General features: G+C 69.6%; 13 protein-coding genes. 2 read left to right on the top strand and 11 right to left on the bottom strand.

Annotation, left to right across the window (positions count from 1 at the left end; genetic code table 11):
• Positions 1-47: 47 nt before the first annotated feature.
• From ACIBEI_RS39070 to ACIBEI_RS39110, 9 genes are all read right to left on the bottom strand, one after another.
• Positions 48-746, bottom strand: coding sequence for a hypothetical protein (locus tag ACIBEI_RS39070; protein ID WP_398895331.1), 699 nt, complete (start codon positions 744-746; stop codon positions 48-50).
• Between the two features lie 145 nt (positions 747-891).
• On the bottom strand, positions 892-1797 hold the full coding sequence (locus ACIBEI_RS39075) for a S1 family peptidase (protein WP_398895332.1): 906 nt from the start codon (positions 1795-1797) through the stop codon (positions 892-894).
• A gap of 237 nt (positions 1798-2034) precedes the next feature.
• The gene (locus ACIBEI_RS39080) at positions 2035-2835 is read right to left on the bottom strand and encodes a DUF1684 domain-containing protein (protein WP_398895334.1); all 801 of its coding nucleotides are present in this window, start codon (positions 2833-2835) and stop codon (positions 2035-2037) included.
• Positions 2836-2990: 155 nt separating this feature from the next.
• The gene (locus tag ACIBEI_RS39085) at positions 2991-3962 is read right to left on the bottom strand and encodes an ABC transporter substrate-binding protein (protein WP_398895335.1); all 972 of its coding nucleotides are present in this window, start codon (positions 3960-3962) and stop codon (positions 2991-2993) included.
• Positions 3963-4015: 53 nt separating this feature from the next.
• Positions 4016-4822, bottom strand: coding sequence for an amino acid ABC transporter ATP-binding protein (locus ACIBEI_RS39090; protein WP_398895337.1), 807 nt, complete (start codon positions 4820-4822; stop codon positions 4016-4018).
• Complete coding sequence (locus tag ACIBEI_RS39095; RefSeq protein ID WP_398895339.1) at positions 4819-5700, bottom strand: amino acid ABC transporter permease; 882 nt, start codon at positions 5698-5700, stop codon at positions 4819-4821. Before ACIBEI_RS39095 ends, ACIBEI_RS39090 begins: the two co-directional genes overlap by 4 nt.
• 78 nt (positions 5701-5778) lie before the next feature.
• The gene (locus ACIBEI_RS39100; protein WP_398895340.1) at positions 5779-7602 is read right to left on the bottom strand and encodes an FAD/NAD(P)-binding protein; all 1824 of its coding nucleotides are present in this window, start codon (positions 7600-7602) and stop codon (positions 5779-5781) included.
• Positions 7599-7730 carry a hypothetical protein gene (locus ACIBEI_RS39105; protein WP_398895341.1) on the bottom strand — a complete coding sequence of 44 codons (132 nt, stop codon included), beginning with the start codon at positions 7728-7730 and terminating at the stop codon, positions 7599-7601. Before ACIBEI_RS39105 ends, ACIBEI_RS39100 begins: the two co-directional genes overlap by 4 nt.
• Positions 7731-8397: 667 nt before the next feature.
• Positions 8398-9570 (bottom strand): DUF5685 family protein, encoded by a 1173-nt coding sequence (locus ACIBEI_RS39110; protein ID WP_398895342.1) that lies wholly within the window; start codon positions 9568-9570, stop codon positions 8398-8400.
• A gap of 289 nt (positions 9571-9859) precedes the next feature.
• Here ACIBEI_RS39110 and ACIBEI_RS39115 point away from each other — a divergent pair, with 289 nt between their 5' ends.
• The gene (locus ACIBEI_RS39115) at positions 9860-10303 is read left to right on the top strand and encodes a cell division protein SepF (RefSeq protein ID WP_143635919.1); all 444 of its coding nucleotides are present in this window, start codon (positions 9860-9862) and stop codon (positions 10301-10303) included.
• A 49-nt stretch (positions 10304-10352) separates the two neighbouring features.
• Here the strand turns inward: ACIBEI_RS39115 and ACIBEI_RS39120 are convergent, their stop codons facing one another.
• Entirely contained in the window at positions 10353-11525 is a 1173-nt protein-coding gene (locus tag ACIBEI_RS39120; protein ID WP_398895425.1) for an acyl-CoA dehydrogenase family protein, read from the bottom strand.
• Positions 11526-11820: 295 nt separating this feature from the next.
• A complete protein-coding gene (locus tag ACIBEI_RS39125) occupies positions 11821-13434 on the bottom strand; it encodes an MFS transporter (protein ID WP_398895343.1) in 1614 nt (537 codons plus the stop codon).
• 260 nt (positions 13435-13694) lie between these two features.
• Between ACIBEI_RS39125 and ACIBEI_RS39130 the strand changes: the two genes are divergently transcribed.
• Positions 13695-14864, top strand: coding sequence for a glycosyltransferase family 39 protein (locus tag ACIBEI_RS39130; RefSeq protein ID WP_398895344.1), 1170 nt, complete (start codon positions 13695-13697; stop codon positions 14862-14864).
• The last annotated feature ends 193 nt before the right edge of the window (positions 14865-15057 follow it).

Below are 15057 nucleotides of genomic sequence, written 5' to 3' on the forward strand. Positions count from 1 at the left end.
ACCCGGAGTACCCGGAGTACCCGGAGTGCCTCACGCCCAGGTCCGCCTCACACCCCGGGCCCCACTATGAGCCCGCTCCCCGCCGCCCCCGGCCGCTCCAGCCGTGCCCCGCGCATCAGGTCCATCACCCGCTCATGGCTGTCGCCCACGGCGTCCGTCACTCGCAGCCGGAGCCGCAACTCGTCGACCTCGTCGACGAACCGCTGGGTGTACGCGCCGTGGGGCGCGGTCTCGTACCCGGTGGCGCCCGGCAGCGGGAAACCCGCGCCGACGAGCATCTGCCGGTAGTGCTTGCCGTGCACGAGCCCCATCGCGGCAAGTTCCCGCAGCAGCCCCGCATGGTCGGTCCAGTCCCCGGAAGCCCCGTCGTGCGGTACGAGTCGGTACTCCACCCGCTCCACGACGGCGTGCTGCGGACCGCCGTTCAGGACGCCCACCTCCCAGGCGGGCTCGTCCGGGGCGAAGGTGCCGGGTACCCAGGACGAACGCCAGCCCAGCGCGGGCCGTACCGTACGCGCGTACTGCGCCCGGCCGAGTACCGCGGCGAGGGCGACCGCCAGCAGGCTGCCCAGCGCGTCCGTGTCCATCAGCCGCAGCCGCCAGGGCCACTGGCGACTCAGCTCCCCCGTCACGTTGCCGCGCGTGATCTCCCACAGGAGCACCAGTGCCAGCACCACGAGCAGCACCAGCGGTGTCGTGAACAGCAGCGGACTGCGGCGTACATGGCGCTGCTGGTCGGAAGCCACTTCCCTGTTCCCCCGGATCTTTCTCGTGCACACCGGCGAGCCACCACGGCCAAGGACGAGCCCCCGCACCGCGAACGGCGGTGCGGGGGCTCGTCTGCTGCTGGCTGCAGTCAGGTCACGCGGGTGTCGATTTGGCGCGTACCGATCAGAATACGTTGACGCCGTAGGCGCTCAGCGCCTCGGTGACCGGCTGGAAGAACGTGGTGCCGCCGGAGGTGCAGTTGCCGCTGCCGCCCGAGGTCAGACCGTAGGCGACACCGTTGCTGCCGTACATGGCGCCACCGGAGTCGCCGGGCTCGGCACAGACGTTGGTCTGGATCATGCCGTAGACGATGTCGCCGCCGCCGTAGTTGACGGTCGCGTTCAGCGCGGTGACTCGTCCGGTGCGGGTGCCGGTGGTGGAACCGGTGCGGATGACGTTCGTGCCCACGGCCGGGGTGGCGGCGCTGGTGATGTTCACGCTGCCCGCGGTGCCTTCCTTGGCGACCGTGGTGTTGGTGTAGCGCACCAGCCCGTAGTCGTTGGTCGGGAAGCTGGAGCCGGCCGTCGAGCCGAGCGTGGTGGTGTGCCCGGAGTTCGACCACCAGGTGCCGGCGCCGTCGGTGCAGTGACCGGCGGTCACGAAGTAGTCGGCTCCCGCGCTGTTCTTGACGTTGAAGCCGAGGGAGCAGCGCCAGCTACTCGCATAGATGGCGTCGCCGCCCTTGATCAGCTTGTTTATCTTGCCCGGGGTGCTCTTGATCTGCAGGGCGCCGGCGTTGGTGCCCGCGGCCCGCTTGATCTTCGCGATCTCCGCCTTGGAGACGGTGCTGTCGACCGTGACCACGACCTTGCCGGTCTTGGCGTCGGTCGCCCAGGCGGTGCCCGGCACATCGGCCTTGAGCACCGAAGAGCTGGCGCTCTTCAGCTGGGAGGCGCTGAACGTCTGCGCGTCGCTCGCGTTCGCGGAAGGGATGGTGAATGCGGCTGCGGCCACGAGTCCGGAGGTGACGGCGATCAGCCGGGTCCGTCTCGCTATTCCGCTGCGGGGGGTGGTGCGCTTGGTCCTCACTGTTCGTTCCCTCCAAAGGGAAGTCGGGGGCCCGCGTGGGGTCGGGGCCCGTGAGGCGCACGCCAGAGGAAGAATGCCCGGATTCCGGACAAGCCGTGCCCCTGACAAGGCGCTGGGGGGAGTATTTGGCCGCACACCCGACGGGCGCAAGGGCGCCTTTCGGCCGTGCGGTGTTCAACTTACGTATGTCCCACGGGAGTTGATCTCATCGACGGCAGTGTGTGGATTACGTGCGGATTATCGGAGCAGATTGCGTTCCCCGGCGGCAATCGCCGCGCTCAGGGTATTCCCCGGCGGTGGGAATGGGCAGATGAAGTGGTCCGCGAATGCGCAGGGCGGGAGCAGGGCACGGTTGAAGTCCACCGTCGCGCGCCCCTCGGTGTCAGGAGCCGCCGGGCGCAGGAACCGGAAGCGGTAACTGCCGTTCCCACTCGTCACATCGCCGAAAACAGCCCACAGCGATCCGTCTCCCTGAACCGCCACCTGAAGCGTCAGATCCTGCCCGCCGAGCGTGAAGGCGAGTTCACCACCGAGCCCGAGCCCGCGCTCCCGCCCGTCGGCGTTCGCCACACGTACGGTCCGGTCCTCCCCGTACGGCGTGAAGCGACCCGGCACCGACCAGCGCGGATCGTACGGCGTGGCCTCGATGCCCCGGAAGGCCCGCCGGGCCGGGGAGGCGGGGTCGAAGTCGCGTACACCCAGGGCCCCTTCGCGTACGAGGACGACGAACCGGCGCTCGCCGTGCGCGACCCGGGCCGTGGCGGCCGGACCAGGGTCGGCCCCGAGCCGGACCTCACCGGCGAAGGGCTCACCGTCCACGAGCAGGCCGTCGGCAGCGTCGGCCGTCAGCACGACCGCGTCACCGTCCACGGACCACCGGCCGGGCATGTCCGGAAGTAGCCCCTCCGGATAGTCCTCGATCCAGTGGGTGCCGCTGAGCGCGAGCGGGCCGTGGGGCGCGGACACCGTCTCGGTGCGGTGCTCGTGCCAGTGCCTCCACTCCTCGGACGCGTCCGCCGCCCCCTGTTCCGTCGTCATGTGATCAACCCTTCCACACGGGCTCCGCCGGCCCGGGGTGTGAGCGCGGCGTCGCGCCGGTGTATTCCGTCCGTCCGGGACGCGCCACACTCCTGGAGCAGTGGCGCGTCCCGGTCCGCCCGCCGAGTGCCACGACCGTCGCGGCGGCGGATCCCCTAGATCTTCGGCAGGCCGGGCGGGTTGATCTCCGACTTCGGCACGGCCTCGCTCAACAGGCCCCAGCGCTTGAGCACGCGCCCGTAACTGCCGTCCTCGATCACGTGGTTGAGGGCGGCCGCGTACGCGTCGACGAGCCCGCTCCCCTTCTTCGTGGTGGCGGCGATCTTGCCCTGGAGGTCGTCGCCGGCGCCGGAGAGCGTGCCGATGACCTGCGACTGCCCTGCCGTGGCCACGTGGTAGGCGGCGGACGGGCTGGGGCCCAGGTAGGCGTCGATACGGCCCGACTGGAGGGCGAGGTAGTAGTCCGTGTCCTTCTGGAAGTACTTGATGGTGACGGCCTTGCGGCCCGCCTTCTCGTTCTGCTTGCTCCAGTCGACGAGGATCTTCTCCTGGTTGGTGCCGGAGGCGACGGCGATCGTCTTGCCCGCCACGTCCTCGGGACCGTCGATCTTCCAGTCGGTGCCCTTCTTCGCCTCGAACGAGATGTTGTCGAGGCGGTAGGTCGCGAAGTCGTACTTCTCCTTGCGCTCCTCCGTGACGGTCACGTTCGAGAAGACGGCGTCGAACTTGCCGCTGTCGAGACTGACGAAGAGGTTCTCCCAGGAGACCTCGTCGTTGTCGAGCTTCAGCCCGAGGGTGTCGGCGACGAGGGTAGCGAGGTCGATCTCGGAGCCGATTCTGGTCTTGTCGTCGGTCGCGTAGAAGCCGAGCGGCGGCGAGGCGTCGGCGCTCTGGCCGAGCTTCAGCGTGCCGCGCTCGCGGATCGCCGCCGGGACGAGCGCGGCGATCTCCTCGACCTTCTTGCCGCGGATCCGGTTCTGGTCGGGGCCGATGTTGACGCCGCCGGCCTTCTGCGCCCCGGACGTGCCCGTCCCGGTCGCCGCGTCGCTGTCACCGCCGCAGGCGCTGAGCAGGGGGGCGACGACGAGAGCGGCGACGGAGGCGGCGAGGGTGCGTCGGGATATCACGGGTGAACTCCTGGTGTGGGAAGAGAGGTTGGAACGATTGGACAGCGGCAGGTTCAGAGGACCTTGGAGAGGAAGGCGCGGGTGCGCTCGTGCCTCGGCCGGTCGAGTACGTCGCCGGGGGCGCCCTGTTCGACGATCCGGCCGTCGTCCATGAAGACGACCGTGTCGGCGACCTCGCGGGCGAAGCCGATCTCGTGCGTGACGACGATCATCGTGGTGCCCTGATGCGCCAGGTCCTTGATGACGTCGAGGACCTCACCGACCAGCTCGGGGTCGAGCGCGGACGTCGGCTCGTCGAAGAGCAGCAGTTTCGGCTCCAGGGCGAGCGCGCGGGCGATGGCCACGCGCTGCTGCTGTCCGCCGGAGAGCTGCTTCGGGTAGGCGTCGGCCTTGTCGGCGAGCCCGACCCGGTCGAGCAGCCCGCGCGCGGCCTCGGTGACGTCCTTGCGGGGCCGCTTCAGCGCGGAGACCGGGGCCTCGACGATGTTCTCCAGCACCGTGAGATGCGGGAAGAGGTTGAAGTTCTGGAAGACGAACCCGATCCGGGTGCGCTGCCTGAGGATCTCCCGCTCGCGCAGCTCGTACAGCTTGTCGCCGGAGCGCCGGTAGCCGACCAGCGAACCGTCCACGCTGATCCAGCCCTGGTCGACCTTCTCCAGGTGGTTGATGGTCCGCAGCAGTGTGGACTTGCCGGATCCTGACGGGCCGAGGACGACGGTGACCTCACCGGTCCGTACCTCCAGGTCGACGCCCTTGAGGACTTCGAGCGAACCGAAGCTCTTGTGCACGGACTTGATGTCGACCATGGGGGCGGCGGCCGCCCCGTCCTCGGTCGGATCCTTGGTCAGCGGCGCGCTCATCGCGTGCTTCCCTTCGCGAAGTGTCGTTCGACGTAGTACTGGAGGACCGAGAGCGCGGTGGTCAGGAGGATGTACCAGGCCGTCGCGACCATGAGCAGCGGTACGACCCGGCCGTTGCGTCCGTAGATGACCTGCACCTGGTAGAAGAGTTCGCCGATCGCCATGACGGAGACGATCGAGGTGCCCTTGAAGAGGGAGATCACCTCGTTGGCGGCGTTCGGCAGGATGGAACGCATCGCCTGCGGCAGCACGATCCGCCGGATCTGCCGCAGCCTGGGGATGCCGAGCGCGGCGGCCGCCTCCAACTGCCCGCTGTCGACGGACAGTACGCCGCCGCGCACGATCTCCGCGGCATACGCGGCCTGGTGCAGGGCCAGCCCCAGCACGGCCGCACTCATCGCGCCGACCAGGCCCATCGTGTCGAAGGAGAAGAAGCCGGGCCCGAAGGGGATACCGAACTCCAACTCCTTGTAGAGGTAGGCGAGGTTGAACCAGAAGAGCAGCTGCACGATCAGCGGGATCGACCGGAACGCCCAGATGTACGCGAAGGAGACGGCCTTCAGGAACGGGCTGGCCGACAGCCGCATGAACGCCAGGACGATGCCGAGCGCGAAGCCCAACACCGTTCCGTAGAAGGTGAGTTGAAGGGTCACCCAGACCGCCTTGAGGATCACCTCCGCGGTGAAGAACTCGGCGAACACCTCCCACTCCCAGCCGGAGTTGGTGGCGAGCCCGTGGACGAACTGGGCGAGCAGCACGGCGGTCACGGTCACCGCCACCCAGCGCCAGGGATGGCGCACGGGCACGACCTTGAGCGCGCCGTAGTCCTCGGGTTCGGCGGACGTTCTGGTAAGGGGTGGATCACTGGTCAGCGACATGGGAGTCCTCTGGTGAAGGCAGTGAGCGGGGGCGCCCGGCGGTGCCGGAGGGGGCGGGAGCGTGCCGGAGGTCGGTGGTTACGCGGCGGCGCTACAGGACAGCGCGCATAGAAAAGCCAGCGCCGCGCGCGCCGTCGCGTCGTTCTGCCGGAAGGCGGGCCCTCCGGTGCGCGGCCGGGTGAACGCGCCGGAGCCCCGGGCGTCGGTGTGCGGTCCGAGCGCGAACCGCCGTGGATGCGGGGTGCCGGAGCGGTCGAGGACACGCCCGTCGGCGGGGTCCACGGCGAGCAGGCCCTCGGGCGTCGCCGCGGCCCCCTCGGCGTACAGCTCACGCAGCAGGGGGTCGCGGGTGCGCTCGACCGTGGGATGCGGCAGCCGCGCCTCGACGAGCGCCCGGGCCTCGACGTACTCCCCCGGCACGCCTGCACTCCCGGCCCGGAAGACACCGTCCGAGGCCGATACGGTCATGCCGGCGCCCAGGAACCTGAGCACCCCCGCCCGGGACAGGGCGAGCATCTGCCGCAGCCGCGGTCCGGGCGGCCCCGACGCCAGATAGCTGAAGAACCCGTGCCACCAGGGCCCGATGTCACCGAGCCGCACCAACTGCCCGTAGACGGACAGGAGTCCGAGGAAGACCGCCATGTCCGAGCTGTGCGAGGGATCGTGACGCCGGGTCAGGTCTCCTTCGATGTAGGCCCGCAGCCCGTCCTGAAGTTCGTCGTACGAGGCATGGCGCACCCCGTCCAGCGGATGGTCGAGTGCGGCCGGGTCGAACCGGTCGGCGGTGTCGGGCACGGCCGAGGCGACCAGGGTCCGGATCTCGGCGCTGTCACCGGCCGCGTACTTCTCCTCGAAGTCCGTCCAGGCCATGTCCGTGCGCTCGGGGTGTGCCGTGAACAGCCGGTGGTAGTGCGCGAAGCCCAGTTCCTTCTCGACGAGCGGCCACACGTCCCGCCGGAAGTCGAAGCCGCCGGGACGCGCGAGCAAGGCGTCGACCTCACCCGGCCCGAAGAACCGAGGCAGCGGCGGCCGTTCGCCGGTCCAGTCGTAACCGATCTTCGAGTGGTACGGGACTCCGCGCCGCGAACCTACGTGCAGCACGGGCTCGCGCCCGGACGCCCGGTACGTCAACTCCCCGTCCGCGCCCGTCTCGTAGCGCCCACCACGCCCTTCGGTGAGCAGCACCATCAGGTCGACGAAGGCGAGCCCGAAGCCCCGGACGAGCACCGGTTCGCCCGGCGCGAGGGCGGACAGATCGCTGTCGGCGGTGAAATCCGGCGGCAGGTGGACCAGACCGTGGGCGCGGGCATACGCGGCCAACCCGCGCTGCTCCTCGTCCAGTTCGGCGTCGAGATGGCCGAGCGTGAGGACGACCAGGTCGGCGAGGAGCGGGCGCGGCCGGCCCTCCAGCCACACCTGCTGGCGCCCCTCGCGCGGGCCGACGACCCGCAGGGCGCGGCGGGCGTGATGGTGGACGCGGATGCCCGGCGGGAGCGCGGCGACGGTCTGCTCGTAGACCCATCGCATGTACGTGCCCTGCCGTTGCCGGTCCGCGAAGACGCGTCCGTCGAGTGCGGCCCACTCGTGCAGCGTGGGGCCCTCACGCACCGGTCCGGCCATGTCGACCGTCTCGTCGGTGAACATCGTGACGTCCTGCGCCTCGGAGTTCATCCACAGCAGCGGTGACTGAGCCTCGCGCCAGATACGGCCGCCCCCCGGCGGATAGGGGTCGACGAGATGGATGTCGAGCCCGTCCGAGCCGTCCCGGCCGCCGCCCGGACCACCTGAACCATCACCCGAACTGCCGTACAGCTCAGGCGCGTTGGCGGCGATCCGCTCCAGGAGTCCGGTCCCCCGCGGCCCGGCTCCCACGATCACCAACGAAGGGCGTGCCGGGCTCATCGCGTGCGCTCCGAACCGCGTGCGTAGTGCCGCTCGACGTAGTACTGGCCGAAGCGGCGGCGCGGGACTGTGCGCGGAGGCACCGCGTCTTCGGGCGCGGCCACCTTGACAAGGGGGTGCGAGGACATGCGAAGGCTCCGTGATACATCGAGTCGAACACGGGTGGTGCCTTCACACAGGTCACGCGGAACGCGCGGACGCCCACCAGGGCGTCGTACGGCGTGCACGGCCGAGCCCCTCAGCAGGGCCGTCCACCGAGAGTACGGGGGCGTTTCCCCTCGTTGTCAAGGCCGTCCACACTGTGAGCCGTACGTCTCACGCCAGTTGACGCCGAACCGGATGCCTGTTCCACTTGCTCCCATGCATCCGCAGCAGTGGCTGGTCAAGCGCTCCCACATCGACTTCGGTCGAGTGTGGTCCTCTTCCTGTTGAGCTGACCCCCTGCGCGCCCGAGCCCTTCACGGGCGGGCGCCTTCTGCGTTTCCCACCTTTCTCCACCTTCCTCGACGCCTTCACACGCGCTCCCTTCCCCTCGCGCTTCCCAGCTCCTTTCCGCGTTTCCTGCCTCGTTCGCCCAGGAGATCCGCATGCCATGAGTACGTCCTCACGGCCCCGCCGTGCCCTTTTCATCCCCTTGGCCCTGATCACTTCGGCGGCACTGCTGCTCACCGCATGCGGATCCGGCTCCGCGAGCTCAAGCGCGAGGCCACGAGCTTCGAGGCGATCCTCCCGGCGCTCGACAGCGGCAAGTACGACGTCGGCTTCGCCTTCGAGAAGGGCACGAAACTGGCCGGGTCAGCAATTGCAGCCGCAATCGCATCCGCACCCGTCGCAGCAGTTCCCGCAGCAGTCACAGCCGTCGCAGCAGTCGTCGCAGTTGTCGCACCGCCGGCAGAGCCCCTCCTTGCGTTCCCCGCTCCACGGGTCGTCGTACTCGCAGCAGCACATCTGGCACGTACAGGCCAGGCCCATCCACACGGCGCAGCCCGCGAGGAGTCCGCGCCGGTCACGGCGTGGCGGCTCGGGAGGGGGCGGCGGAGCGCCGGGGCCGGAGGGCGCGTACGGGTTGCCCGGCGGCGGCCCGTACAGCTCGGCCCCCTGGTGCGAGCAGGAGGAGGTTCCGAAGGCGCGGTCCACCGAGTTGCGCAGCTCGTGGGCGAGCAGCGTGTGCGCCAGCTTCGCGTCAGTGAACTCCGCTTCCTTGAGTGCGAGCCGTATCCCGTGCAGCGCGTCGTCGGCGAGCCGCCGGGCTTCCTCCAGGGACGTACCGGTGGCGGTCAGCGGGTTCCAGGCGCCCGACGCGGCGTCAGTTTCCCTGTCCTCCACGGCGTCCAGGAGGTGCGCGAGCCGTCCGAAAAGCCGGCCGGCCTCGGCGAGCGGCTCCGCGTTGCCGGGCCGCCCGGCCAGGATCGCAGTGTGTGCGAAGGCCGCGGCGGTCGCGGTCTCGGTCGGCTCGGTGACGGTCAGCAGCGGGGTGCCGAGCCCGGCGAGCGCCTCGATGCCCACCTGCCGGTCCACGGCGTCGACCAGCACGGCGGTGTCGAAGCCGACGTCCGAACCCGTACGGGCACCCGCCCGCCCCCAGTTCACGGCGACCCGTCGGGCCGCGAGCGCCACCGGCCGACGAGCCAACAATCCGTCCCCGTCGGCCATGTGATCGCGCACCTTCGCGGAGGCGAGCACCAGCGAGACGGCGGCGGCGAGCCGGGCTCCCTCACCCTGGGCGACCGAAGCGCTCCGCATTCCGCGCAATGGACAGGGCCCCGCCGTGCGCCTCCATCCACTGGCGCGCTCGGCCTGAGCCTCCGTCAGAACCGATATCAGCAAGCCGTCGTAGTTCGTGACGACCCTTGCGAACTGTCCGTGATCCCCCCGAAGTGCGAGACACAGCCCGCACAAATGCGCCATCCATTGGGTTTTGAGGCTTTCCCCGAGCCGATGAGTGCAGGGTCTGACGATTCCGAACACGACGATCCCCCGTGGTGTGTACGACGTTGAGCTGCGGCATCGTACCGACCACCGTTCACCCGTACGCTCCAGCCGTCACCCGTCCGCCGTGAAGAATCATATTTCACTCTCAGTCAGCAGCGGTGTACGGCACGACCCTTGGGGTACGCGGCCTCTCGACGAATTCGCTGTGCACCAGTACCGTCACGAAACCCCCGCGCGGCGTCTATCCCCTTGGCGCGACATCCGCATCATGCACGACCATGGGGATGCGGAGAAAAGAAAGACCGCTGTGAGAGGAGGCGTCCACATGGGATCGGTGCGCAAGGCGAGTGCCTGGCTTGGCCTCGTCGACGACAACGATGACGAGCGTTACTACGACGACGACTACGCCGAAGGGTCCGAGACCGGAGCCAGGGATGCCTGGGTGACGGACCCGCGTGTGAAGGTGGCGTCGGAAGCGGCCGAGGAGAAGGGCCGCCGGATCGGCACGGTCACCCCGGACAGTTTCCGGGACGCCCGTGGCATCGGCGAGCTCTTCCGCGACGGCGTTCCCGTCATCATGAACCTCACGGCCATGGAGGCGGCCGACGCCAAGCGCGTCGTCGACTTCGCGGCCGGCCTGATCTTCGGCCTGCGCGGCTCCATCGAGCGTGTGTCGAACCGGGTTTTCCTGCTGACCCCCGCCGACACCGAAATCGTCAGCGGGGAGCCCGCCGGCCGCCGCGCGGACGGCTTCTTCAACCAGAGCTGAGCAGGGCCGCTCACCGGACCCGCCTCTCGGCGCCGCGGTAGGAACTCGCCTACCGGAACGCGTCGAGACCGGTGAGCGCCTTGCCCAGTACCAACTGGTGCATCTCGACGGTGCCTTCGTACGTCAGCACCGACTCGAGATTCGTGGCGTGGCGCATCACGGGGTATTCGAGCGAGATTCCGTTGGCGCCGAGAATCGTCCGCGCCGTACGGCAGATGTCGATCGCTTCTCGTACGTTGTTGAGCTTGCCGAAGCTGACCTGCTCGGGACGGAGCCGTCCCGCGTCCATCCGCCGCCCCAGATGATGGGCGAGCAGAATTCCCTTGTGCAGTTCGACCGCCATGTCGGCGAGTTTGGCCTGGGTGAGCTGGAAACCGCCGATGGGCCGTCCGAACTGCTCACGCGTCTTCGCGTACTCGACCGCCGCCTCGAAACTCGACCGCGCGGCACCCATCGCGCCCCACACGATCCCGTACCGGGCGTGCGACAGACAGCTGAGCGGCCCCTTGAGCCCGGTGACGTCGGGCAGTACGGCGTCCGCGGGAAGCCGCACTTCATCAAGGACCAGTTCACTGGTGACCGAGGCGCGCAGCGACCACTTGTGCTTGATCTCGGGCGCGGAGAACCCGGGACGGTCGGTGGGCACGACGAACCCACGGATCCCGTCATCGGTCTGGGCCCACACCACGGCAACGCCCGCCACGGACCCGTTGGTGATCCACATCTTCCGCCCGGTCAGCACCCAGTCCGAGCCGTCCCGCTTGGCGTACGTGCGCATGGCCCCGGGATCGGATCCATGATCGGGCTCGGTGAGCCCGAAGCACCCGATGACCTCGCCGGCGGCCATCCTCGGCAGCCAAGCCTGCTTCTGCTCCTCGCTCCCGAAGCGGTGGATGGCGTACATCGCGAGCGATCCCTGCACGGAGACGAGCGACCGGATCCCGGAGTCGGCGGCCTCCAGCTCCAGACAGGCGAGCCCATACTGCACGGCGGAGGCCCCGGCACACCCGTACCCGTCGAGCGACATCCCCAGCGCGCCGATCTCCCCCAACTCCCGCGCCAGCTCCCGGATCCCGGGCAACTCACCCTTCTCGTACCACTCGGCCACATACGGCAGCACCCGATCCGCCGCCCAGGCCCGCACGGTCCCCCGGACCGCCAGATCCTCCGCGCTCAACAGGTCGTCGACGCCGAGGGGATCGGCGGCGTCGAAGGGCGGCAGCTTCGGCGAAGAGGAATCAGACGAAGAGGAAGAAGAGGAAGCAGACACGACAGAGGCCTCCGGCACGAAAAACTAGCACTGTTAACCACGGGCGAGGCCCGACGTTACGACGCAGTGTCGCGCACGTCCAGGGCAACTTCACGCGACGCGGGGCGGGGAGCCCGGAGGGCCCTCACCCCGTACGGACCCGCGGCCGCCGACGGCGAGTCGCCCCACGGGAAACCCGCACAGGACTGGCGCCCTTAACGGGCGGTGCGGGCGGGAAAGGCATGAAAGCGCAACCACACCCAAACAGTCAGCCGACAGACTCCACCCGCAACGAAGACTCCGCCTCCCGAGGCCCAGGCACCTCAACCTCAGCCGCCGCCGCCCCACACTCCATGGCCCGAGGCAACCGCAGCGCCATCACCGCCCCCAACAACAACAACCCCGCACTCACCAGCAACGTCACATGCAGCCCATGCACAAACGCATGCCGGGCAGCATGCCGCAACGCCTCCCCGGGCCCCCCACCCAACTGCCCCGCGACCTCATACGCCTCCCCCAGGGAATGCCGAGCCGCATCCGACTCCCTGCCAGAGACCCCCGGAACGGACGCCAGTCCGGGCGCGTACGCGGCGTTCATCACGCTCCCCAGAAGCGCGATCCCGATCCCGGCCCCGAGCTGGTACGATGTCTCCCCGATCGCCGCGGCCCCACCGGCCTGCTCCTGCGGAGCCTCGCTCAGCATCGACTCGTACGCCCCGAAGAGCGTCACCTCCAGCCCGAACCCGAGCAGCACGAACCCGGTCAGCAGCAGCGGAGCGTTGTCGTGGCTCCCCATCCCCGTCAGCATGATCACCGCCGCGGCGGTGAGACAGAACCCGGCACAGACCATGGTCCGCGGCCCGAACCGCTGCAGCAGCTTCGCCCCGAAGAGCCCCGCGGCCATCGCGGCGATCGTGAGTGGCAGCAGCCGCAGCCCGGTCTCCAGCGGAGAGAGCTTCAGCACGAGCTGGAGATACTGCGCGGCGATCAGCTCGAGACCGACGAGCGCGAGCATCGCGAGCACGATGCACCCCACGGACGTACTGAAGGCTGGCCGCGAGAACATCTTCAGGTCGACCAGCGGATGCCGGCGCCGCCGCTGCCGCCGTACGAAGGCGACGAGCAGCCCGGCGCCGACGAGGAGCGGTACCGCCGTGAAGGGGCTCAGCGGGGCCTCTCCGCCGCCGAGCCGCTTCACGCCGAGAACGACGCCGAAGAGCCCGGCCGCGGCCATCAGCGCGCCGACGACGTCCCACGGCCCGTCGCCGTCACCGGTCGACTCGGGCAGCAGCAGCCGTCCGACGGGCAGGCTGACGAGCATCAGCGGGATGTTGATGAGGAAGACCGAGCCCCACCAGAAGTGTTCGAGGAGGAACCCGCCGAGCAGGGGTCCGACGGCAGCGCCGACCGCGGCGACGGCGCTCCAGACACCGATCGCGAGCGCCCGCTCGCGCCGGTCGGGAAAGACCTGCCGCAGGATCGACAGCGTCGCGGGCATGATCATCGCGCCGCCGACGCCGAGCAGGGCGCGCGCCGCGATCAGCACCTGCGCGCTGTCGGCGAGGGCCGCTATGGCGGATGCGACGCCGAAGAGCGCGTACCCGAGGAGAAGGACACGTCTGCGGCCGACGCGGTCACCCAGCGTGCCGAAGAGAATCAGCAGCGAGGCGCAGACGAGCGGGTAGATGTCGACGATCCAGAGCAGCTCTATCGCGCCGGGTGTGAGGTCCTCGGTGACGGCGGGCACCGCGACGTGCAGCACGGTGGCGTCCACGGCGACCAGCAGCAGGCTGACGCAGAGGACGATGAGGACGACCCAGCGGTTTGCACCGGCCCCGGTCTCCCGACGGCAACGCGCAGCGGCCGTGGTCGTCCCGGACATGTACGTACCTCCCAGATGTTCCCTCGCGTTCGGCGGATCCGCTGGGTGGGGACTCCCTGCGGCTGCGGCCCAGGAGGAGCGGTGTCCCGGACCCACGCAACAAAGGCGAGTGAGTGGTCAGGGTACGCGAGTTCCCGTCGAGGACAGGTGGCGGACCTCTCACGTTCCTTTCAGACACGTGTGGCATGCGCCACGCTCCCCCGTGGGCAAGCACGCCCCGGCGGGGTCCCCGGTTCCGGGCGGCGTCGATAATCGAGCCCGTGACCGATCTTGAAACGCCCGTCGCGCCGGCCGGTGCGGGACCCGCCTGGCGCCGTGCCGCGCCCGCTCTCCTCGGATACGCGGCGGTGCGCGCGCTGGGCCTGGTGACGCTGGCCGTGTGGAGCGCCGCGCGGGACAAGAGCCCGCACCAGCTGCTCTCCGCCCGCTGGGACTCCCTCTGGTACACACGGGTCGCAGAGCTGGGCTACGGCTATGAGGTGCGGCTGCCCAACGGGGACGTGCACTCGAACCTGGCGTTCTTCCCGCTGCTGCCCTGGCTGGAGCGTGCCTTCGCAGCGGTCACCCCTCTCTCCCACGCGGACGCGGGCCTGCTGGTCAGCGCGCTGGCCTCGCTCGCCGCGGCCTGGGGGATCTTCGCGGTCGCGGACCATGCGTACGGGAGCCGGGCCGGGATCTGCGCGGTGCTGCTGTGGGCGGTCCTGCCCGTCGGCATCGTGCAGTCGATGGCGTACAGCGAGTCGCTGTTCACGGCGCTCGCCGCCTGGTCGCTGTACGCGGTCCTGACCGGACGCTGGCTGACCGCCGGCCTGCTCGCGTCGCTGGCCGGCCTGACCCGCCCGGTGGGCGCGGCGGTGGTCGCGGCCGTCTGGGTGGCGGCGATCGCCTCGTTCGTACGGGAGCGGAGTGTTCCGGCGCAGACCGGCGCGCCGAGATGGCCGCGCGCCCTGGCCATGCTGATCGCGCCCCTCGGCGCCGCCGGCTACGTCCTGTGGGTCGGCCGTCACACGGGGAAGGGCCCGCTGGGCTATCTCGACGTCCAGGCGGGCTGGCGCAACGGCTTCGACGGCGGCTACGCCTTCGCCCGCTTCGTCGCCGACAAGTTCACGTCGTTCCCGTCGGCCCTCGCCGGACTCGCGCTGATCATCGGGGTCGGCCTGCTCGTCTGGCTGTACGTGATCTGCGTACGGCAGCGGCAGCCGCTGCCGTTTCTGGTGTACGCGGGGGTCGTCACCGTGCTCGCCCTGTGCGCGTCGAGCTACTTCGGCTCGAAACCACGCCTTCTGCTGCCCGCCTTCCCTCTGCTGCTGCCTCCCGCCCTGGCCCTCGCCAGGCTGCGAACCTCCAGGTCGGCGTGGGTGCTGGGCGGTGTGGCGGCGGCCTCGGCGGTGTACGGCGCCTTCTGGCTGAACGGCTCCGGCCCGCCGTGATCACCCAGGGTGGCGGGTGAGCGGCCGGAGAAGTGCGTGCGAGCATTCGGTGAACGAATTCAAAAGCGTCCCAAAACTTCACATTGGAATGATCAATCGAATGGAAGGAAGAGCGCACGAGGGATTCCATAATCCAAGGAAATAAACGCCCTCCTGAGAGCAATCCCACATCACATCGTCATCACAAAGAGGG

This window comes from Streptomyces sp. NPDC050988 (assembly GCF_044456225.1).
Lineage (GTDB): Bacteria > Actinomycetota > Actinomycetes > Streptomycetales > Streptomycetaceae > Streptomyces.

Coding starts and splice junctions, on each gene's coding strand:
- ACIBEI_RS39080 (WP_398895334.1), bottom strand. CDS start 2,835: ATGACGACGGAACAGGGGGCGGCGGACGCGTCCGAGGAGTGGAGGCAC.
- ACIBEI_RS39090 (WP_398895337.1), bottom strand. CDS start 4,822: ATGAGCGCGCCGCTGACCAAGGATCCGACCGAGGACGGGGCGGCCGCC.
- ACIBEI_RS39095 (WP_398895339.1), bottom strand. CDS start 5,700: ATGTCGCTGACCAGTGATCCACCCCTTACCAGAACGTCCGCCGAACCC.
- ACIBEI_RS39100 (WP_398895340.1), bottom strand. CDS start 7,602: ATGAGCCCGGCACGCCCTTCGTTGGTGATCGTGGGAGCCGGGCCGCGG.
- ACIBEI_RS39105 (WP_398895341.1), bottom strand. CDS start 7,730: ATGTCCTCGCACCCCCTTGTCAAGGTGGCCGCGCCCGAAGACGCGGTG.
- ACIBEI_RS39115 (WP_143635919.1), top strand. CDS start 9,860: ATGGGATCGGTGCGCAAGGCGAGTGCCTGGCTTGGCCTCGTCGACGAC.
- ACIBEI_RS39125 (WP_398895343.1), bottom strand. CDS start 13,434: ATGTCCGGGACGACCACGGCCGCTGCGCGTTGCCGTCGGGAGACCGGG.